The sequence below is a fragment of the Bombella saccharophila genome (assembly GCF_026385475.1).
GTDB lineage: Bacteria > Pseudomonadota > Alphaproteobacteria > Acetobacterales > Acetobacteraceae > Bombella > Bombella saccharophila.
This window is the reverse complement of record NZ_JANIDW010000001.1, coordinates 403,473-423,629: the sequence shown is the minus strand read 5'-3', so window position 1 is coordinate 423,629 and position 20,157 is coordinate 403,473. Positions and strand designations below refer to the sequence as shown.

Genomic DNA, 20,157 nt, shown 5'->3' with positions numbered 1-20,157 from the left:
ACTTTATACAGCTCAGCCAGCTGTCGGAGCGGCAGCCTCGGCCTTCTCTACAGCGGCAGTCTCCTCCACTGGCAGCTCCGCAGAAGCCCCAATATCCTGGCCAGATGCTGCCAGCTCGGCAGAGATACCATCCAGCACAGCACCGGAAATCAGCTCGCAATAAGTTGCAATAGCGCGGATAGCATCATCGTTACCGGGGATGGGGAAGGTCACACCCTTAGGGTCGGAGTTGCTATCCAGCACAGCGATCACGGGGATGCCCAGCTTATTGGCTTCCTCAACAGCCAGCTTCTCTTTGTTTGTATCAATCACAAACAGAAGGTCCGGCAGGCCACCCATATCCTTAATCCCACCGAGGGAGCGTTCCAGCTTCTCACGATCACGGGTGATGTCGAGGATTTCCTTCTTCGTCAGGCCCGTTGTATCGCCAGCGAGCATCTCATCAATGCCGCGCAGACGCTTAATGGAACCGGTGATGGTCTTCCAGTTCGTCAACATACCACCGAGCCAACGGTGATTCACGTAATACTGGCCGCAACGCTGTGCTGCCTCTGCCACGAGATCCGCTGCAGCGCGCTTTGTCCCCACAAATAGGACACGCCCACCAGAAGCAACCGTGTCACGCACTTGCTTCAAAGCGCGGTCCAACAGCGGTACAGTCTGCTGAAGGTCGATGATATGAACCTGATTACGCACACCGAAAAGATACGGTGCCATAGCAGGGTTCCAACGGCGGGTATGGTGACCGAAATGAACACCAGCCTCAAGCAGTTGACGCATTGTGAATTGTGGCATTGCCATCGTAAAATCTCTCTAACTCTGGTTAAACCTCCGCATAGCAACGCTCCCTTAACGGGAACACCAGGTGATTGCGGGCTATGCGTGCGAAATACACCTCCCCCTTACGAGGGAAGATAGCTCTCCTATAAGCGAGGGAGGGACAGAAAACAAGCCTCCCGCGCTGCCGCTGAGGCTAGGATGTTATTTTTTGTAAAAACCGCTCCATAACACGCCGTGCATGAGCAGCATCGCGCCCTAAACTGATAAGCGCACCAATTTGCAGCGGATGGCGTATTAGGGACCCCATTAACGCAGCAATATCAATGCGCCCCTCACGCAGCCCATCGCGCGCTGCAGGAGGAAGGTCTCGCCCCGCATCATCACACACAACACGCAGCACGGCAAAAGGCAGGCCCGCTTGTGCCACTAACCCGCTCTCCATATCCACTGTAGAACACTGGCTGCGTGTAAAGCAGGCGGCTTTTTCAGCCGCACGATCGAGCATAATCGGGCTATGATACACCCCACCGCCGATGACCGCCTGCCCCGCCCCAAAACGCGCGTTTAAGGCTGGGGAGGTCGGGTATTTTTTCCCTTCAACAAAAACGTAATCGGCAAGCTGTATCGTCCCCGGCTTTAAGGCTCGGTCCAACCCACCTGCACAGCCAAAGGAGAGCAGCTCCGTCACCCCGGCTTCTTTTAGGGAGGCAACCGCCCGCTTCGCCCCTGCCTCATGCGCGTGGCTAAGGGCGATTTTCGCATGAGGGAAATAGCGTTCAGCCAAACGGGCCTCTTGCGCTAATCCCACAATAATGCCGAGCATTAAAAGCCGTACTCCACCCGGCCCGAATTACTAGAGGCCAAATTGCGATAACGCGACAAAGCCATAAGCGGGAAGAATTGCTTATAGCCATGATAACGCAGGTAAAAGACCTTAGGAAAGCCAACAGCATTATAGGGGGCCTCGTGCCATTCCCCAGCCTCATCTTGCGCTTGGGTAAGATAGGCCATGCCGCGCTGCACAGCCTCGCTTTCCTGCCGCCCAACAGCCATAAGCCCAAGGGTAGCCCATGCTGTCTGGGTTGGTAGGCTCTCCTTATACACCCCTTGCGGAGCCCCCTCATAACTGGCGCAATCCTCACCCCAGCCGCCATCATCATTCTGCACGCTTTCCAACCACGCAACAGCGCGTTGAATCATCGGGTCATCATGAGGGACACCGGCAATATTCAAGGCACATAATACAGACCATGTCCCGTAAATATAATTCGTTCCCCACCGGCCAAACCAGCTACCAGAGGCTTCCTGCTCTTTGCGAATATAGTCGATCCCCTTACGGATAACCGCCTTATCCTCTGGGTGCCCCAACTGCGCTAGGAAGGAGATGCAACGTGCTGAGACATCTACCGTTGGCGGGTCCAACAACGCACCATGATCTGAGAACGGGATGTGATTGAGAGCTTCAAGGTCGTTATCAATATCAAACGCCCCCCAGCCGCCATTACTGCTTTGCATCCCAATAATCCATTCCCGCGCGCGCTCAATCGCAGGAGCGTTTTTCTCTGGGTCCATCCGATGCAGCAACATCCCGACAACGGCTGTATCATCAACATCAGGATAATAATCGTTTTTATATTGAAAGGCCCAGCCACCCGGGCGCAGATGCGGCGTATTAATCGCCCAGTCGCCTTTCACATCGAGAATCTGCCGTTCACGCAACCATGACGCCGCCTTCTCCAAAGCAGCCATTGTCTCGGCATTCTGTACAGCTTTGGGGCCTGTCGCCGCCTCCATCATCGCAAGGCCAGAAAGCCCCGTATCCCACACAGGCGAGACGCACGGCTGGCAATAAGCCTCATCGTCCTTCACAACCAGCAAATCTTGCACAGCTTGCCAAGCTTCTACAGCCCGTGGATCATCATCAGGCACGCCCATGACCCGATACATCATCACAACATTGGCCATGGCGGGGTAAATAGCCCCTAACCCACCCGCACTAAGCCGTTCTTCCACAAATTGAATGGTCGTCCGAATCGCTTTTGCATGGATAGAGCGTGGAATATGCGGCACAACAGGACGCAACGCTTTATCCAGATAGGTAAAGAGCCGCCCCCAGATGGAGCGATAAGGCCCGCGTATCCAATCCTTCACCTGTGCTGGGGGGGTTTTAAATAGCTCCTGCACATGCACACCACGCGGATTAATCGCTACTGGTTTACGCGTCACAAGAATCAAAAGCGGGGCAATGACCGTGCGAGACCAATAAGACATATTCCAGACGGAAAAGAAGGCCTTCCGCGGCAGTAACATCAGCTCTATCGGCATAACAGGGACGGCATGCCACGGCACTTCCCCATATAAAGCGAGTTGAATCCGCGTAAAGACGTTACTCCGCTCAGCCCCGCCATGTTGGAGGATGGCCGCACGCGCCCGGCGCATATGGGGGGCATTAATATCATCGCCAATCATCTTGAGGGCGAAATAGGCCTTCACGCTCGCTGAGAGGTCGAACTTCCCATCCGTATAAAGAGGCCAGCCCCCATGCACCCCTTGGATACGCCGGAGATACACGCCTATTTTTTGCTCAAGAGGCTCATCTATCCGGTCGAGAAAATGCCGCAGCAAGACATATTCAGCAGGAATAGTGGCATCAGCCTCTAGTTCGAAGACCCAATGACCATCTTCCTTTTGACGTTTGCCCAAAGCGGTGTGCGAGGCCTTAACCGCTTGCTCCACCGCTGTGGCATCAATTTTATGACGGGACAACGTCGCGCTCACTGAATCTCTCCTCCACTTTCCACAATATCGGCCTTATGCCACATCACTCACGGCCGAACGAAAACCCAACGCATCCACTGCAGCAAGACCAGATTTAATAGCCCCTTCAATCGTTGAAGGCAGGCCGGTATCCGTCCAATCCCCCGCAAGAGCAAGATTAGCGTATGAGGTTTTTGCCTCAGGCCGCTTCTTATCCTGTTCTGGCGTGGCTGCAAAGGTGGCCCGTTTTTCACGGATCAACCGTGCAGCGGGCATTACCTCTGGCAGAGGATGCTGTAAAGCAGGATTTAACGCTTGTTGAAGCTCCTGCCACATATGGGCTAACATCTCGTCATTCTGCCAGCTTGCATAACGGTTCGCCGCACTCACTGTGACAGACAAAACCTCATCATGCAGAAAGACCCATTCCGCCACACCGCCGACAAGCCCCATAAAGCCTGCCTCACGCAATGCCGCATGGGGCTTAAGCGGCTCTGCCAAGCGATAATGCGCATTAGCAATGCTCTCAAACGCATCAGGGCCGGTAATAGAGGGCATCAACCCCGTAGCCACAGGGGCCGGTACAGCGAGAATAACGACATCTTCAGCCCCTAGGGGAACCTCCCCGCCAGATGTCTCTAACGCCGTAATGCGCCCTCCTTCTTCCCGCAAAGCGGATACGCGCGTCCCCGTTAATATTTGGGCATAAAAGCTCTCCAGATAAGCCATAGCCGGAGTGACGAAACTTTCTGACAAACCACGCGCAGCCGTCCAAGGGCAACATGCCGCCCCTCCCTTAGCTAAGGTTTGCCGCACGATATTGCCCAGCAAGCGGGCACTTCCTTGCTCAATATCCGTATTCAACGCAGAGACCGCCAAAGGCTCCAACAGACGGCGCGACAATGCCCCTGGTGAGAGACATTCCCCCACACACATATCGTCATCAGCCTTCATCAAACGCGGAAGGGCCATCAAATCCCCCCATCTCATCCCCGGCACGCGATGCTCTTTACGGAATAACCAAAAGGGAATCCGCCCCTTAGAGAGCCGCAAGACCCAAGAGAGGTCCGCCTCTAAATCATACCACGGGAAAAGCGGCCTCCCCGGCCCTTTTAACGTACCGCGCGCACCTAAAAGGTCCAAATAACGAAATGTATAGGGATTTGCTGAAAGAATGAGGTGATTGCCATTATCAATCACGCAATCCAACGCTTTATCATGGAAGGACCGTGCCCGCCCACCACAGGCAGGGCCAGCCTCATAAAGTGTTACCTGCGCTTGGGGGGCAAGCTCCACCGCGGCAGAAAGGCCAGCAAGCCCCCCACCGATGATGTGAACATGGCTCACAGCGAGACCCCAAAGGCCGCTAAGAGCATGGAAAGCTTCTTCCATACCGAGCAGACCCGTAAAGGCGCCTCTGGGTTACTCCAACCACGCCGCCGGAGTGCAGCTAAGGTCACGCGGTATGAGGCTGCCATAATGCGCGCTGGCCGTACCGTTGCCGCAGGACAACGGGCCATCACCGCATAAGCTTTGCGGAAATGGTCTTCCGCCCGCCCTGCGATAATCCGGCACAGCCCATCTAGCCCGACAGCATAAAGAGCCTCTGCTGGGTCAGCAGGAACGCCATAACGCTGCAAAAGCTCAGCAGGAAGATAAAGCCGCCCACGGGAAGCATCCTCTGCGACATCCCGCAAAATATTGGTAAGCTGCAACGCACGCCCCAGATGATAAGCCAGCTCATCCCCCTCTGGCTCTGGCGTGCCAAATATGCGAACAGAAAGCCGCCCCACAGCCGAGGCCACACGGTCGCAATATAAATCCAACGTGGCTTCATCAGGCGCAATAATGGGCGCGCCGCAATCCATCTTCATCCCCTCAATCACGGCGATGAAATCATCTTGCTGCAAACCGAATTGCTCAATCGCGGCATGAAGGACACGGTCCAACGCATCTTCTGTATGGCCTTGATACAAAGCAGCGATGCGCTCTTTCCACCCCTCCAAAACGAAGGCTGGGTCATCCAGAGGGATATCACCATCGGCAATATCATCCACCAGCCGGCAGAAAGCGTAGATCGCATACATGCCATCGCGCTTTATAGGGGGTAGAATCTTCATCCCACGACCAAAGGATGTGCCAGAACGGTTAACGATCTCCTCCACATAATTTAGGTCCGATGGAGCACAAGGCAGACCTTGAGGCACGTTGTGATGAGTGGAGACCATAACCTTCCTCTTACTTTTCTAACATTAGCGTGAGTCTGTCTTACTCTTAAAGGCCATATTAGGCCAAGAGCTACACATTAAAAGAACTCAACGGATATACTGCATCGCCCAGCTTAATGCGCGCAGGCCATCTAGTTTGGTGAGAGCTACACGCTCTGCTATCGGGTCTTGATGGCGTAAACGTGCGCTCAAACGGCGGCATAAAGCAACAATAACCGCAGCCTCTAAGCGCATCCGGCGATCCTTTACCAAAGCAGGCAGGCGGGCCGCTTCCTCATTTAACGCATCAACATGGGCGAGCATTTGGTCAAACACGCGCCGCACACCCGGCTTACTCCGCGCGAGGAGGAGGTCCTCTATTCCCACATTTTCTGCCGCCAACCAAGGCAAAGGCACATAACACCGATTCAGCGTTTTAAGGTCACCCTTAACATCCTGCATGTGATTGACAATTTGCAACGCCGTGCAAAGCGCATCGGAAGGGCCGAATGTCGCCTCACTCTCCTTATGCAGCATCAGCAAAAACCGCCCCACAGGATTGGCGGAATAACGACAATAATGCAAAAGCTCCGACCAATGCTCGTAACGGGCTTTCTCAGCATCCATAATAAAAGCGGTGATTAAATCGCCCCCCACCTCCAAAGGTAGGCCATGCTCTTGCAGCACAGTGCGTAGCACAACGGCACTCCACCCATCAGCACGCCCAGCAGGCGGACGCCGCCGCCCGTAAAGGACATCCCGCAACGCTGTCAGCCGGTCCACCTTTTGCGTGGCAGAAAGTTCGGCATTATCCACCATATCATCAGCAATGCGCGCAAAACGATAATAAGCATGGACAGCCGGCCTCACGCGCGGGGCAATGAGGAATGACCCGACCGGGAAGTTCTCATCCTTCATCCCTTTTGAGGATGAAACATCATGCGCCCCCCACAGGCGTGCCTCTTCTTGCTCTTGCATATAACCCTCCCCGCCTGACTCCGTTATCATGCTGAAAACTGCCCTGATTTATGGGCTTTAAACCACGCAATCGCATCCGTAAGGGCCTGACGCGCCGCACGGGGACGGTAGTCTAGCTCGCGCTCTGCTTTCTCTGAGGAGAAGAACATCAGCTTCTTAGACATCACCAGCATCTCCCGTGTTACGCGCGGCTCTATGCCACAACTGCGCGCTAATAGCTCCGACACACAGGCAACAGGATATAACCATGATTGCTTGAGCTGGATGCGCGGGGGCTTTCTATGCACAATCTCCGCTACCATGCCAAAGAGGTCCCCCAGCATGATATTCTCCCCGCCGAGAATATATTTCTCGCCAATCGTCCCACGCTCAAAAGCAAGGACGTGGCCTTCAGCAACATCATCCACATGGACGATATTCAACCCCGTCTCCACATAAGCGGGCATACGCCCTGTAGCAGCATCAAGAATCATCTGCCCTGTTGGAGTTGGCTTAATATCGCGTGGCCCGACTGGGGTGGAGGGATTTACAATCACCGCGGGCAGCCCTTCCTCCCGCACAAGGCGCAAGACCTCTTGCTCTGCACGATATTTAGAGCGTTTATACGCCCCAACAATCTGATCCTCCGTCACAGGGGATGATTCCGTAGCCGGCACCCCATTGCGAGCCGTGGCAAGAGCTGCAACGGAGGAACAATAAACAACCCGCTTTACACCTGCTTTTTTAGCCGCGAGCATTAACTTACGCGTACCCTCCACATTCGCGCGCATCATCGCATCAGGGTCAGGCACCCATAACCGATAATCCGCTGCGACATGAAAGAGATAGGATACCCCCTCCAACGCAGCCTCCATGCTCGCTTGGTCGGAAAGGTCCCCAACAGCGAACTCCACCGGCAGGTCCGCTACATTGCTGCGGTCTGATGTATGGCGGACAAAAAGACGCAGCTTATGCCCGCGCTCTAGCAAAACGCGTGCCACAGCGGACCCTACAAAGCCGGTCGCACCGGTAATCAGGGTGATTTCTTCTGCCATAACCGCTCTTTCCTTCCTACCAGCATTATCTTGAGGGATATAAGCCCCCACTGCATAGCCGGTAAAGCCCCCTCTGATTGGACCTTCCCCCCAGAGTAGCCTAGAAGGGGTCAAACTAAATTGACTTGCGGCGGCCATCTTGAAGAAAATGCTCCCCTACATCCTGTCTCTGGCAGGAATTACCCTCTTTTGCATCCTCACCTTGCGGGCTGGGATACATCCGATTCTCCTAAGCCTTGCTAAAATTGGCCTCTCGGGCTTTTTTCTGCTGCTTCTCTGCCAACTCGCTGTCAATTTTCTTCTCGGCTTCGCATGGAAGAGCAGCATCCCCGATATTAGTTTTACCCGGCTAACCGCCTCACGTTTTGTACGAGATGCCGCAGCGGCCTGCTTGCCTTTCTCCCAACTCGGCGGGATGCTCCTTGGCATCCGTGCCACAACCGCTGGCCATGCCCGCCATACCACCAATGAGCAGCCCATTAGCTGGATGGAAGGCATTGCCGCAAATATTGTCGATATTACAACCGAAGTTTTGGGCCAGATTGTCTTTATCATCATCGCCCTCCTATGCCTGATTGGTCAGGCCGATGCGGGGCGGTTTATGTGGCCGCTTGGTATTGGGATGGTGTTTCTCACCTGCGGGGTGGCTGGTTTTATTTGGACACAGCAACGCAGCGGGAACGCCCTGCAAGCCCTTGCACGCTTTTTTGCCAAACATATCTCCGCAGAATGGCGCGATGTCCTTGCCGATAATACTGAGAACTTCCAATCCTATATGGAAGGCTTATGGGGTAACCCGGCACGCATCGGACTAGGCGCAGGGATGCACCTTCTCTGCTGGGTGGGCAGTGCTTTTATGACGTGGCTCTCCATCATTCTCCTTGGCGCGCATTGCAGCTTTCTCAATGCGTTAGCGATTGAAGGTGTTGTCTGCGGGATTATGTCTGCTGGCTTTTTCATCCCCGGCTCTTTAGGTGTGCAAGAGGCTGGTTATGTTGCTTTAGGGCATCTCTTTGGTATTAATGCCGACATCGCCATGAGCATTTCCCTACTACGCCGTGGGCGGGATATTGTCATCGGCATCCCTGTCCTACTCTTATGGCAGCTCTATGAGTTCCGGCATTTAAAGCGGCGTTCCTAAATGGCTGATACCCCCCCTCTCCTTAAGACCATAACCATCATTGGGCCGGGATTAATTGGCTCCTCCATCCTCCGCCGCGCCCGACAAACAGGCACGCTCGCCCAAAAGCTCATCGCTGCGGACTGCCAAGAGGCTGTTCTCCACCGCGTGACCGCGCTGAACATCGCTGATGAGACCACAACCGACCTCATCGCGGCAGCGGCGCAGTCTGACCTTGTGATTCTGTGCATCCCAACAGGGGCTATTAGAGCTGTTGCCGCCACTATCCTCCCCCATATGAAGCCCGGTTCTATTCTAAGTGATGTCGCCTCTGTACGCAGCAGCTTAGGGCCAGAGATACACGCTCTCCTACCCGAGGGGGTAAGCTACATCCCTGCCCATCCTATGGCAGGGACGGAATATTCCGGCCCGGATGCTGGCTTTGCCACCTTATTTGAGGACCGTTGGACGCTCCTCATCCCACCCCCCGGCACTGCACCGGAGGCCATCGCGCTTATGGAGGCCTTTTGGCACCGCTGTGGGGCACGCACACGGCAAATGACCGACCAATATCACGACCAAGTATGTGCCATTGTGAGCCATTTGCCGCATTTACTGGCCTTTACTATCTGCAACACGGCAGACCGGCTTTCGGCTGACCTACAAACTGATGTGTTAGAATATGCGGCCTCTGGCTTTCGGGATTTTACACGCATTGCAGCATCCGACCCGATTATGTGGCGCGATATTTTCCTGACCAATAAAGATGTCCTCCTCGCCACATTTAAGCGGTTTGAGGAAGATGCGCATCGCATGGTTAAAGCCATTCAAGAAGATGATAGCGAGGCCATAATGCAAAACCTCCAACGCGGGCGGCATATTCGGCGCGGCTTGATGCCAGAGCCCCAAAACTAACCGCCCTCACGCTATAACGACCCCATTATAAAAAAGCCCCCAGCAGAGGATGAACCCTGCCGGGGGCTTTTAGTCTCATCACCTCTGACGACTGAAACCATCAGAGGTGATAACCTGCAATCCGTAGGGATTAGACCTTAACAATACGCAGGTTCTTGGAGCTGTCGAGCAGAACAACATGCTCACCGCTCTTAGCGAACTCGCCAACAGCCTTCACATCATCCTTGCTGGAGACAACCTTCGGGAACACACCCCACACCACACAGAGACGACGTGATGTCTCCGCGTTGGTCAGAGCCACAACAGGCTCATGCGGACGCTCACGAGAGACCAGCACAGCACTACGGCCATTCTCTGTATGCACAGCCAGAGCCTCCGCACGCGCATTACGCGCTACATCAAAGGCAGACTTAGCCTGTGCCCCTTGGATGGTATGCTCAGCAACCGGGCGCATACGGTCCATACGGGCGCGCCATTCTGGGTCCTGCTCCACGCGGGAGGTGACACGCACCATCGTTGCCACAGCTTCCGGCCCGAAAGAGCCAGCCGCACTCTCAGCAGAGAGCATAACAGCATCGGCACCATCATAAACGGCATTTGCAACGTCAGAGACTTCTGCGCGCGTTGCCACTGGGCTGGAGATCATGCTCTCCATCATCTGTGTTGCCACGATGACCGGGCGACCCTGACGGCGTGCCTCATTAATGGCGCGCTTCTGAATCACAGGCACATCCTCAGCAGGCAGCTCCACACCAAGGTCCCCACGAGCCACCATCAGACCATCAGAGAGACGGATGATTTCCTCAAGGCACTCAACAGCTTGTGGTTTTTCCAGCTTGGTGATGATCCAAGCGCGGCCCTTAACGATGTCGCGTGCTTCTTGAATATCAGCCGGACGCTGCACGAAGGAGAGGGCAATCAAATCCACCCCGATGGAAAGGGCGAATTGAAGGTCCTTATGGTCCTTCTCTGTCAGAGCAGGGATTGGCAGAGCAACGTCAGGGACGTTCACGCCCTTACGCTCGGAAAGCTTCCCACCAACGAGGACCTCAGTCTCCAGAGAGTCTTTGTTCTTCTTAGTGACACGCAGGGCCAGCTTACCATCATCCAGCAACAGACGATGACCGACATCAATAGCAGAGATAATCTCTGGGTGTGGCAAGTTAACGCGATGAGCATCACCCGGAGCCTTATCAAGGTCTAGGTTAAACTTCTGCCCGACCTTCAACTCAACCGGCCCGTCTTTAAACACGCCAACGCGCAATTTGGGGCCCTGGAAGTCCGCCAGAACAGCCAGAGGACGCCCCAGCTTGGCCTCAGCCTCGCGCACAGCTTTGTGGCGGGCGGCATGCTCATCATGAGCACCGTGGGAGAAGTTCAGGCGGAAAACATTCACACCAGTCTTAGCAAGATTAAGAATCTGCTCAGCAGTCTGTGAAGCCGGCCCGAGGGTCGCAACAATCCGCGTGCGGCGATGATGGATGTTGGCTGTCATAACATTCCTCGACTTTTCATTTGGTCAGTCAGGCTGAATGATTTCATCGGGTAGAAGCCCCCATAACAGGCGGCGTTCAACCCACCCGTCATAGCCCCTGACTGTAACATGACACCATGATAAACCCTGTGGACAAGCCTTAATCTTTCCAACCGTGCCAGGCTCTAGCAAGGCAACAATCTTATGATCAGGCTTCTCCGAGCTCATCAGCGGGACGTCACGATTCTGACCCCGTGCTACCTCTCCCGCGGACCGATAGGCCACAATACGAGAATCAGCATGCCCCGTGATCGAAACTTTAGACGCATCCTCATCATAGGACGAGGAGCCAGGTATAAGGAAGGAACGGCTGCCATGCAGTGTGACCTGATGGACCCATCCCTTCTGGCCATCTGAGTCCTCTACAAGACGCCAGACGCCAAATTCACGCTCAATTTTTACCGGATACCCACGACGATGATACACCCAATCAATCGGGTACCGCTCGCCTGGGCCACGCCGCATATACACACGGTCCGCCCGCATAGAGGCAAAACGTGGGAGCGGCAATTTCGTCTCCGTCCCTATATTATCGGGCACGGCTGGCGGAGCAGAATGAGCAGCTTTTGCAGCACTTGCCGCCGCTGCAGCAGCGGCCGCCTTACGCTCCAACGCACGATGATGGACACTCCCATGCTTTGTTGCGCGGGTGTGCCCCTTACCAACGGCAACATCTCCCTTTGCATGAGCCTGCGCCCCTGCATGATGTTTGCCATGGTGATGAACGCGATGGTTTTTTTGAGACTCGTCTTGCTCCTGCCCCACCCCATAAGCAGGCCCCCCAAGTGACAAGGCCACCACCGCAAAGGGCACAACCCCTTGCTTAAATAACTTGTGGGAAAAAGGAACAAACACTCTCATCCCCTTATCCCTGCCAAGGGATGAGCATTTGGGCAAGCCGTATTCACCCTCATTCCCCCAAAAAATGCCCTTATAGAGAGCAACCCTGCCCTGCCAGAAAAGCGGGGCAGGGTTGGAAGACATAAAACACCCCTCTGCACGGCGTTATGCCCCGCTCACTCCCATTCGATCGTGCCTGGGGGTTTGGAGGTGATGTCGTAAGTTACGCGATTAATACCGCGGACTTCATTCACGATGCGCCCTGCAACACGGTTGAGGAACTCGAAGCTAAAAGGATAGACCTCCGCCGTCATGCCATCCGTGCTAGTGACGGCACGCAAGGCGCAAGCTTGGTCGTAAGTGCGGTCATCACCCATCACACCGACTGTACGCACAGGCAGCAGGACAGCAAAAGCCTGCCAAATCTCGTCATACAAGCCAGCCTTACGGATTTCCTCCAGATAGATGCTATCTACCTTGCGTAAAAGGTCCAGCTTCTCCCGCGTGATATCCCCGGGGATGCGAATAGCCAGCCCCGGCCCGGGGAAGGGATGCCGCCCCACAATATGCTCTGGCACGCCAATCTCACGGCCTAAAGCACGCACCTCATCCTTAAAGAGTTCACGCAGCGGCTCAACCAACTCCATATTCATCCGCTCTGGCAAGCCACCCACATTATGATGGGACTTAATCGTCACAGATGGCCCACCATTAAAGCTGACACTCTCAATCACATCCGGGTACAATGTCCCTTGCGCGAGGAATTGTGCGCCCCCCAGCTTCGCTGCCTCTTGCTCAAACACCTCAATGAACAAGCGGCCAATGGTCTTACGCTTTACCTCCGGGTCCGTAACCCCTGCCAACTCACCGAGGAACAAGTCGGAAGCATCCCGATGAACGAGCTGAATGTTAAAGCGATCTCGAAAGGTCTTTACCACCTCATCCGCTTCCCCGGCCCGTAAAATACCGGGATCCACGAAGATGCAGGTTAGCTGATCGCCAATCGCATCATGGATCAACTTCGCCGCAACAGAGCTATCCACCCCACCAGATAGGCCACAAATCACCTTGCCATCACCCACCTGCTTGCGGATGCGGGCAATCTCTAGGTCACGAAAACCCGCCATTGTCCATGTGCCAGAACAGCCCGCCACATCATGCGTAAAGTTGCGAATCAGCTCCGCCCCGTGGGGGGTATGAACAACCTCCGGGTGGAATTGCACGCCATAGATTCGCCGTTCCTCATTAGCGATGATGGCAAATGGCGCACCTTCGGAATAAGCAACGGCCTTAAACCCGGGGGGGAGAGCCGTAACGCGGTCCCCATGGCTCATCCATACTTGCTCACGCCCACCTTGTGCCCACAGGCCATGAAAGAGCGCACATTCCTCCGCGACATCAATATAAGCGCGGCCAAACTCACGATGATCATGCGTCTCCACACGCCCGCCAAGTGTGTGGCACAATACTTGCTGGCCGTAGCAGATTCCTAAAATAGGGCGGCCAAGCTCCAACACACCATCTGGTAGGGTTGGTGCATTATCATCACGCACACTAGCGGGACTACCAGAGAGGATAATCCCACGCGGGTTAAAAGCGCGAATCTTCTCCAATGTGGAGGTAAAAGGCCATATCTCGCAATAAACGCCACTTTCCCGCACGCGCCGGGCGATGAGCTGGGTCACTTGGCTACCGAAATCCAAAATCAGGATACGGTCCTCATGGAGGGTTTCATCAAGATGGTGAAGAGTCTCTGCGCTTTTCTGCGTCACGGTCCGGGCCTCGCCTGCTGGATATGGCACAATAGTCATTTCGTGCTATCTCTATAGGACGACAGGCCGCCAAGGTCATCCTTATTTTCCAGCGGCTTTATCCTAAAAATGCAATTTCGAGTCTTGCCTATGCGTCTTACTCCTCTCCCCTATCTCTTTGGTCTTGTCCTCCTTGGTGCTTGCTCCTCCCTGCCAGACCCTGCGCATGACCCATATGGCACATGGGTGGGTAAGCTTGTTACGGATGAAGGAATCTGCCCTACAAAGAATGTCTCTTCTCTGCGCATCCGTGGGAAGGATATTGTCTTTAACCCCGGTATGACATCCTCCGTCCTGCGCGGCACGTATCAGCAAGGCCAACAAAGCTATCATGCAGAACTCGTTGACCAAGGGATGAACAACACACCCTATCGGCAGGTTTTTGAGGGTTACCCGGTCGGGACAGCCATTGGCGGGAACTTTACAACCCCACGCTGCCACGCCCATATCACCTTAACGCGCCGCTAAATCCCACCACCAACCCTACTGAAAATATATAAAAAAGCCTTTCAGTAGGGTTGCACCTTCCTACAAGACCGGATAGAAGCCTCCTCAACACAGCGCACCCGTAGCTCAATTGGATAGAGCACCAGACTACGAATCTGGGGGTTGGAGGTTCGAGTCCTCCCGGGTGCACCAGTGGTTCATGCCCCGGTGTAATCGGGCATTGCACCCGTAGCTCAATTGGATAGAGCACCAGACTACGAATCTGGGGGTTGGAGGTTCGAGTCCTCCCGGGTGCACCAATCTCCTTATGCAGTATCATACAGCTTGATGATTTCATCAGCTTTCACAGCGGCTTCTTGCGGGAAGAAGCTGAGATGGCTGACCATGAAGTCCGAGAAAATCGCCACCTTTTTACCAAGAAACCGTGGCAGAACAACGCTTAGCATATGCTCATCGTCATCTTGCGGCGTTATTTGCATGTAACGCAACATCTCTCCCCGCCAACCGATGAAATTGATGGAAAGACGCGCCTCCACATCCATCAAAGCCTCCCCTAACGGAAAAGAAGGCTTACCTTGCGCTATAAAATGACGGTGCAAGTTATAAGCTTTTTGCCCATCTTGCCATAAGGTCCCTCCAAAGCCCTGTTCAGGATTTTCAAAAGCCCCAAGAGCCTGCGGCAAATGCCCGGCTTGTTGCTGAAGATAAGCACAGACACCATTATTCACGACATTGGCTGAGATGAGGAATTTATCGGTTCGCTCTTCAATACAGCGTATAAAGTCAGCCACCCGCTCTTCTTGCAGATAAATAATATCATCATCACATTTTAAGAAAATGGCCTCTTTATACGCCTCATAACGCTCCACATAATATTGATAAGCCTGCCAATATGGCTTCTGGCACCCTTTATCCCCAATAAAGCGGCTCACTTTTTCTGATAGATTGAGACGTTCTATTGAGCTTCCGAACCCACCACGTAAAAAAATCTCTACCTTCCCAATATCACCCCGCAAGGGCAGTTCTGGGAATTTATAGCCAGAAACAGTGACACCAAGCTTACCCTCATCCGTCAGATAAACCCGTAGCTTATCTTTAAGCTGCCCACATAAAACAGACGGCGTACTAGCTTGATGCAGACATTGCCCCTCCCCCCGCTCATAAGTTGAGAAAGCCGCCTCATCTAACTGCCGAATCATCGAGCCACGATTCTGCCACCCCCCAATCACATATTCCAAAAATTGATCATGCCCGGCTGTTTTAATAGCGACATGCACATCTGATGCCGCCATAAAAGAATAATCTCGCTCTGCACCACGCTCTATCATCCCAACAGAATGATACCCCGCTTCCGGCCTTAAAAAACGTACAGGACCATAATGTGATGAAATATAAGCACGGTCCTGTTCCGTCCTTGTAAAATCCCAAACATGCCATTCATCCAACAACCCCGCATCTAATAAGGACGAAACATGCTTCTTTAAAAGTCCCATACGGTCCTTACGACCCGCAAATGTAACTAATATCTTTCTTTTATTCATAATATATTAATACCCTTCCTTTTTGAGAGGCTAACATCTCTGCATTTCCTAAAGACTAATCTCTTTTATTAAATAAATAATTTCAAAAACAGAGCATTCTCCCTGCTCTTTGCACCAAAGATAAGGTCTTTCCCTACAAGAGACATCTTCCCATTTACGCTACTGGTCTGTAATCATGCAGGCATGACGTCCACAGCTTCAGACCCGACCTTCCATCGCCTCCTCGCGACTCATCCCAACCTGCATTATGACAACAAGCAGGGTTTAATGATGGATGGAACAGCCCTAGCCCCCCTTGCTGAGCGTTATGGTACGCCAAGCTGGGTTATCAGTGCCGACACATTGCGCCAACGTGCGCATAACGTGCAGGCCGCTTTTAACGAGCGCGGCCTATCTATGGGCTATCATTTCGCCGTAAAAGCGCAGGATCATCAAGCCTGCTTAAGCGTCCTCGCACAATGTGGCTTTGGCGCGGATGTTGTCAGCGGGGGGGAGCTAAAGCGCGCCCTTACAGCGGGGATGAAAGCGCGCCATATCGTCTTTTCGGGAATCGGTAAAACTGATGACGAATTGACCTATGCCATCCAGCAAAACATAGGCCAAATCAATATCGAAAGTATTGAAGAACTAACCCGCATCAACCACCTTGCCGAGACCCTTCAACAACGTGTGCGCGTTGCCTTCCGCGTTAATCCCGATATTGATGCCCAAACCCATAGTAAAATCACAACCGGACGCGCTGAAGATAAGTTTGGCATCGCTTATAACCTCATCCCTGCCTTATATCGCCGCACACAACAGGAGATGAAGGGGGTGGAGCTTGTCGGTCTAGCGGTCCATCTCGGTAGCCAAATGCTGGCGGAAGCCCCCTTCCGCAAAGGGTATGAACGCATTGCGGAGCTCGTTAAGACCCTCCGCGCAGATGGTTTATCTGTCACCGATATTGATTGCGGCGGCGGGCTTGGCATCGCCTATCGTGGTGAGGACGCTCCCCCGCCTGCGCTCTGGGCTAAGGTCATTGCCGAGACATTGGGGGGATTGGACGTTCACCTTCATATCGAACCGGGCCGTTGGCTCGCAGCCCCGGCGGGGGTGCTGCTTGCGCGCGTTATTGATGTTAAAGAGGCAGCGCGCCGTTTTGTCATCATTGATGCCGGGATGAATGACCTTGTTCGCCCCGCTATGTATGATTCATGGCATGGTATCTTACCCTTACACGCCCCACCTACAGACACGCTTGAAGAACGCGTTGATGTTGTTGGCCCGATTTGTGAAAGCAGCGATATTTTCGCCCGTCAACGTACCTTACCACCTCTTAAAAAAGGCGACCTTATTGCCCTTTTAGATGCAGGAGCTTATGGCACAGTGATGAGCTCGACCTATAATTCTCGTCCTTTTGCAGCACAAATCATGATTAGTAATGGCCAAGAGGCCGTCATCCGTAAACGCCAAACGCTTGATGAGCTTCTCGCACAAGACGTTGTCCCTAGCTGGTTAGCCCGCCCCTAACGCTCGTGAAGGCCCAACTCCTCCCCCCCCAATTTGCGCGCCTCAAGCGGAAAGCCGCCCGCCGGTTGCAGGTGGAGCGTGTGTGGCACTATCTGCGCTGGCTTGTACTGCTTATCGGGCTATGGGGGTGTGCTGCCTGCCTCCACCTTCCGCAATCCCTGCCGGATTATCTTCATTTTGTGCTAGAGTTCATCCTCTTTGGGGGGATGATTCTTTGGGTGGGATACGCCCTTCATCATGAGCCACCTCCCTCAATGGAGGCGATCGACCAACGCATTGCCCGCGATGCTGGGCTCGCCTTTCATCCTCTCGCAGCTCTGACAGACCGACCCGCCCTTCTTGACACATTATCTGATGAGCAAAAGCATCATACAGGGTATATATGGGCTCTCCACCGCCAAAGGCTGCTTACGGCATTAGAGACCATTTCCCTCCGTCCGCCGCGTTTCTTCCATCATTGGGGTGAGCGACTAACCGCTCTTTTGCTTCTTATCAGCCTTGCTAGCCTCGCAGCCCTAGCAGGGCCACAACTAGGCTTACGCCTAAAAGCAGGCTTCCTCCCCGGCCATGATGACGATGCTGCACCGCTCCCCTCCCTCCAAGCATGGATCAATCAACCGCATTATGCGCCTGGGGCACCGGTTTTTCTTACCCCACACATGCCCCCACTCTCCCTACCAGAAGGTGCAATGCTGCATATCCTTGTAGGGGACGCAGCAAGTCGCCCTTCCTTACGCGGCAAAGTTCACGCCCATTATAGCCATCTTCCTTCTGGAGAATGGCAGGTTGAGGCCACCCTCCATAACAGCCACACACTCATTTTAACCTATCGTGGCCGGATACTGAGCCGTTGGTCAGTACAAATTAGCCGCGATACCCCCCCTGACATACGCTGGGATGGCAAAGCTGGTACACAAGACAAAGATGATTGGCACACCAATATCCCTTGGGCTGTCTCCCAACCGCATGGCGTTATTGCCCTAAATGTACAGCTACATCCCATCATCCCCCCTTCTCATGCCCCAGATAAAGCGCATGAAATACTTATTCCACTCCCTTTAAAACCTCATACCCTTAAAGCTAACACCACCACGCGACTTGATCTCTCAAAAAACCCCTTTGCAGGATTGCACGTCGTAGGCCGGCTCTGCGCACAAAGCAGTTCTGGCAAATGGGCTTGCTCCGCAACTCAGACATTTAAGCTAGGACATCGTCCCTTCCACAACCCCATTAGCCGCGCCCTGCTTGCTTTGCGGTTACGCCTTGCCAGCGGGCAAGATGACCTTACCCAAACAGCCCATACGCTCCAGCTACTCACAGACCTCGCTTTACCTAACGATGTTGCATTCCCCCTCATCGCACTGCAAAACCAAATTCGCATAGGTCTCTCCACAGCAGATGTTATTGAGCAGCTTTGGTTTGATGCACTATATAATGAGGATCGCCAGCATGATGGGCAAATGATTGCCCTCTCTATGCTCCATGTCCGCGCATTACAAAATGCGGTACAACTGCATTTACGCGCTTTGGCTCAGCAGCCTATCCCCCCCTCGCTGCATGAGCAAAACGCCTTACATGACGAGTTGGACCGCCTTAAAGACGCCCTAGACCAGCATCTGGCGTTTATCTTTCAAAAAGCGAACCGCAACGGACTCATTATGCCTATGCCTGATGGAAACGGCATGCCTTGGACACGCCTTGCCGGGCAAGTGCAAGCTGACGCGCTAGCAGGGCATATCCCACAAGCTTTAGACCATCTCCAAGCTATGCTAGAGCCTGCTGAACAAATGCGCCAAGCAACGTTGCCAGACATGCAAACTCTCGCAGCCTCTATGCAGGCCCAAGCAGAAGCACGAAGCCAACGTATGGCCCTACGCGACCTTATCCGGGAAGAGACAAACCTGCTCAACCATGCCCAAAAACGCCTCGCTGCCGAGCAATCATCCCCGATGACAACAGAGCAACATAAGGACGTCTCTCAGATGTCCACGGCAGAATTACTCAATCAATTAGGCATGGCCCCACGAGACGCGGCTCCGCCTCCGACCACTCCGCTTGAGCACACAGCCCTTCTAAACCACGCTGATGACCGTAGGCAGGATCATGCCACGCAATATGCCCTACGCCACCTTGTCCATATCTTAAATAAACGCGGTGAAGTCTTAACAAAAAAGAAAATGCCTAATCTTGTAAAAGCCGAAGCAGATATGGGGCCTGTACTACATAATTTGGCAAATCGGCAGGATGATATCAGTATCAAAGCCATCCAAACTGTTTTGGATGATCTCTCCAAAGCACGTCATGAGATGAAGCATAATCAAACGGAAATGCAGAAGCAGGCCAAAGGTCATCTCGGCTTCATCCCCCCACCCTCTTCTAACCCAACGGAGGACCCTAATGGCAGCGTAGGGACCTCCCCCACAGATGACCCTAATGGGGGGCAAGATCAGGATAATGACGAGCCAGAGGAGGAAAAACAACCTCAAAACCGAGACCCGCTCGGGCGGAAGCTAGATGATAGCCCTGACTCGGATGCGCATATACCTGACCATGAAAATAACCGTGCCCATGATATTGAACGTGAGCTCCAACGCCGCGCTTCAGACCGCACACGCCCGCAAAGTGAGCTAGATTACCTCAACCGTCTGCTCGCCCCACTGCGCCAGCCGCATTAAACCCTCTCA

The 20,157-nt window shown here is 53.8% G+C and carries 16 protein-coding genes and 2 tRNA genes; 7 read left to right on the top strand and 11 right to left on the bottom strand.

The genetic code is table 11. The features are described from left to right. Window positions 1–12: 12 nt before the first annotated feature. The 7 genes from rpsB to hpnA form a co-directional block, all read right to left on the bottom strand. On the bottom strand, window positions 13–801 hold the full coding sequence (rpsB, locus tag NQF64_RS01880; protein WP_099026018.1) for a 30S ribosomal protein S2: 789 nt from the start codon (window positions 799–801) through the stop codon (window positions 13–15). A gap of 172 nt (window positions 802–973) precedes the next feature. After that, window positions 974–1,603: a nucleoside phosphorylase-I family protein gene (locus NQF64_RS01875; protein ID WP_266106288.1), complete on the bottom strand. Its 630-nt coding sequence runs from the start codon at window positions 1,601–1,603 to the stop codon at window positions 974–976. After that, window positions 1,603–3,558: a squalene--hopene cyclase gene (shc, locus tag NQF64_RS01870; RefSeq protein ID WP_266106287.1), complete on the bottom strand. Its 1,956-nt coding sequence runs from the start codon at window positions 3,556–3,558 to the stop codon at window positions 1,603–1,605. Before shc ends, NQF64_RS01875 begins: the two co-directional genes overlap by 1 nt. A 33-nt stretch (window positions 3,559–3,591) precedes the next feature. Next, window positions 3,592–4,884, bottom strand: coding sequence for a hydroxysqualene dehydroxylase HpnE (gene hpnE, locus NQF64_RS01865; RefSeq protein ID WP_266106286.1), 1,293 nt, complete (start codon window positions 4,882–4,884; stop codon window positions 3,592–3,594). Then, window positions 4,881–5,765 carry a presqualene diphosphate synthase HpnD gene (hpnD, locus tag NQF64_RS01860; protein ID WP_266106285.1) on the bottom strand — a complete coding sequence of 295 codons (885 nt, stop codon included), beginning with the start codon at window positions 5,763–5,765 and terminating at the stop codon, window positions 4,881–4,883. Before hpnD ends, hpnE begins: the two co-directional genes overlap by 4 nt. Window positions 5,766–5,852: 87 nt before the next feature. Continuing rightward, the gene (gene hpnC / locus NQF64_RS01855) at window positions 5,853–6,722 is read right to left on the bottom strand and encodes a squalene synthase HpnC (RefSeq protein WP_266106284.1); all 870 of its coding nucleotides are present in this window, start codon (window positions 6,720–6,722) and stop codon (window positions 5,853–5,855) included. A 26-nt stretch (window positions 6,723–6,748) separates the two neighbouring features. Beyond that, window positions 6,749–7,756: a hopanoid-associated sugar epimerase gene (hpnA, locus tag NQF64_RS01850; protein WP_266106283.1), complete on the bottom strand. Its 1,008-nt coding sequence runs from the start codon at window positions 7,754–7,756 to the stop codon at window positions 6,749–6,751. 148 nt (window positions 7,757–7,904) lie between these two features. Here hpnA and NQF64_RS01845 point away from each other — a divergent pair, with 148 nt between their 5' ends. Both NQF64_RS01845 and NQF64_RS01840 read left to right on the top strand, forming a co-directional pair. Then, on the top strand, window positions 7,905–8,897 hold the full coding sequence (locus NQF64_RS01845; RefSeq protein ID WP_266106579.1) for a lysylphosphatidylglycerol synthase domain-containing protein: 993 nt from the start codon (window positions 7,905–7,907) through the stop codon (window positions 8,895–8,897). Then, complete coding sequence (locus NQF64_RS01840) at window positions 8,898–9,791, top strand: prephenate dehydrogenase/arogenate dehydrogenase family protein (RefSeq protein ID WP_266106282.1); 894 nt, start codon at window positions 8,898–8,900, stop codon at window positions 9,789–9,791. A 130-nt stretch (window positions 9,792–9,921) separates the two neighbouring features. Here the strand turns inward: NQF64_RS01840 and pyk are convergent, their stop codons facing one another. The 3 genes from pyk to guaA form a co-directional block, all read right to left on the bottom strand. Further along, a complete protein-coding gene (pyk, locus tag NQF64_RS01835) occupies window positions 9,922–11,286 on the bottom strand; it encodes a pyruvate kinase (protein WP_099026025.1) in 1,365 nt (454 codons plus the stop codon). Window positions 11,287–11,310: 24 nt separating this feature from the next. Next, entirely contained in the window at window positions 11,311–12,186 is an 876-nt protein-coding gene (locus tag NQF64_RS01830; RefSeq protein ID WP_266106281.1) for an SH3 domain-containing protein, read from the bottom strand. A gap of 155 nt (window positions 12,187–12,341) precedes the next feature. Continuing rightward, the gene (gene guaA, locus NQF64_RS01825) at window positions 12,342–13,976 is read right to left on the bottom strand and encodes a glutamine-hydrolyzing GMP synthase (protein ID WP_266106280.1); all 1,635 of its coding nucleotides are present in this window, start codon (window positions 13,974–13,976) and stop codon (window positions 12,342–12,344) included. A gap of 90 nt (window positions 13,977–14,066) precedes the next feature. Between guaA and NQF64_RS01820 the strand changes: the two genes are divergently transcribed. The 3 genes from NQF64_RS01820 to NQF64_RS01810 all read left to right on the top strand — a co-directional run bounded on the left by NQF64_RS01820 (window position 14,067) and on the right by NQF64_RS01810 (window position 14,722). Beyond that, window positions 14,067–14,444, top strand: a complete 378-nt coding sequence (locus tag NQF64_RS01820; protein ID WP_266106279.1) for a hypothetical protein — start codon at window positions 14,067–14,069, stop codon at window positions 14,442–14,444. Window positions 14,445–14,538: 94 nt separating this feature from the next. Further along, a tRNA-Arg gene (locus NQF64_RS01815) sits at window positions 14,539–14,615 on the top strand. Between the two features lie 30 nt (window positions 14,616–14,645). Further along, window positions 14,646–14,722: transfer RNA gene (locus NQF64_RS01810), tRNA-Arg, on the top strand. A 6-nt stretch (window positions 14,723–14,728) separates the two neighbouring features. Here NQF64_RS01810 and NQF64_RS01805 read toward each other — a convergent pair. Further along, window positions 14,729–15,964: a hypothetical protein gene (locus NQF64_RS01805; protein WP_266106278.1), complete on the bottom strand. Its 1,236-nt coding sequence runs from the start codon at window positions 15,962–15,964 to the stop codon at window positions 14,729–14,731. 183 nt (window positions 15,965–16,147) lie between these two features. On the opposite strand from NQF64_RS01805, the gene lysA reads away from it, so the two are divergent. Together lysA and NQF64_RS01795 are read left to right on the top strand one after the other, a co-directional pair. Continuing rightward, on the top strand, window positions 16,148–17,473 hold the full coding sequence (lysA, locus tag NQF64_RS01800) for a diaminopimelate decarboxylase (RefSeq protein ID WP_266106277.1): 1,326 nt from the start codon (window positions 16,148–16,150) through the stop codon (window positions 17,471–17,473). A gap of 5 nt (window positions 17,474–17,478) precedes the next feature. Next, window positions 17,479–20,148: a DUF4175 family protein gene (locus NQF64_RS01795; protein WP_266106276.1), complete on the top strand. Its 2,670-nt coding sequence runs from the start codon at window positions 17,479–17,481 to the stop codon at window positions 20,146–20,148. The last annotated feature ends 9 nt before the right edge of the window (window positions 20,149–20,157 follow it).

Coding starts and splice junctions, on each gene's coding strand:
- hpnA (WP_266106283.1), bottom strand. CDS start 7,756: ATGGCAGAAGAAATCACCCTGATTACCGGTGCGACCGGCTTTGTAGGG.
- hpnD (WP_266106285.1), bottom strand. CDS start 5,765: ATGGTCTCCACTCATCACAACGTGCCTCAAGGTCTGCCTTGTGCTCCA.
- NQF64_RS01875 (WP_266106288.1), bottom strand. CDS start 1,603: ATGCTCGGCATTATTGTGGGATTAGCGCAAGAGGCCCGTTTGGCTGAA.
- NQF64_RS01805 (WP_266106278.1), bottom strand. CDS start 15,964: ATGAATAAAAGAAAGATATTAGTTACATTTGCGGGTCGTAAGGACCGT.
- NQF64_RS01830 (WP_266106281.1), bottom strand. CDS start 12,186: ATGAGAGTGTTTGTTCCTTTTTCCCACAAGTTATTTAAGCAAGGGGTT.
- pyk (WP_099026025.1), bottom strand. CDS start 11,286: ATGACAGCCAACATCCATCATCGCCGCACGCGGATTGTTGCGACCCTC.
- NQF64_RS01840 (WP_266106282.1), top strand. CDS start 8,898: ATGGCTGATACCCCCCCTCTCCTTAAGACCATAACCATCATTGGGCCG.
- NQF64_RS01820 (WP_266106279.1), top strand. CDS start 14,067: ATGCGTCTTACTCCTCTCCCCTATCTCTTTGGTCTTGTCCTCCTTGGT.
- rpsB (WP_099026018.1), bottom strand. CDS start 801: ATGGCAATGCCACAATTCACAATGCGTCAACTGCTTGAGGCTGGTGTT.
- NQF64_RS01845 (WP_266106579.1), top strand. CDS start 7,905: ATGCTCCCCTACATCCTGTCTCTGGCAGGAATTACCCTCTTTTGCATC.
- lysA (WP_266106277.1), top strand. CDS start 16,148: ATGACGTCCACAGCTTCAGACCCGACCTTCCATCGCCTCCTCGCGACT.
- hpnC (WP_266106284.1), bottom strand. CDS start 6,722: ATGCAAGAGCAAGAAGAGGCACGCCTGTGGGGGGCGCATGATGTTTCA.
- guaA (WP_266106280.1), bottom strand. CDS start 13,976: ATGACTATTGTGCCATATCCAGCAGGCGAGGCCCGGACCGTGACGCAG.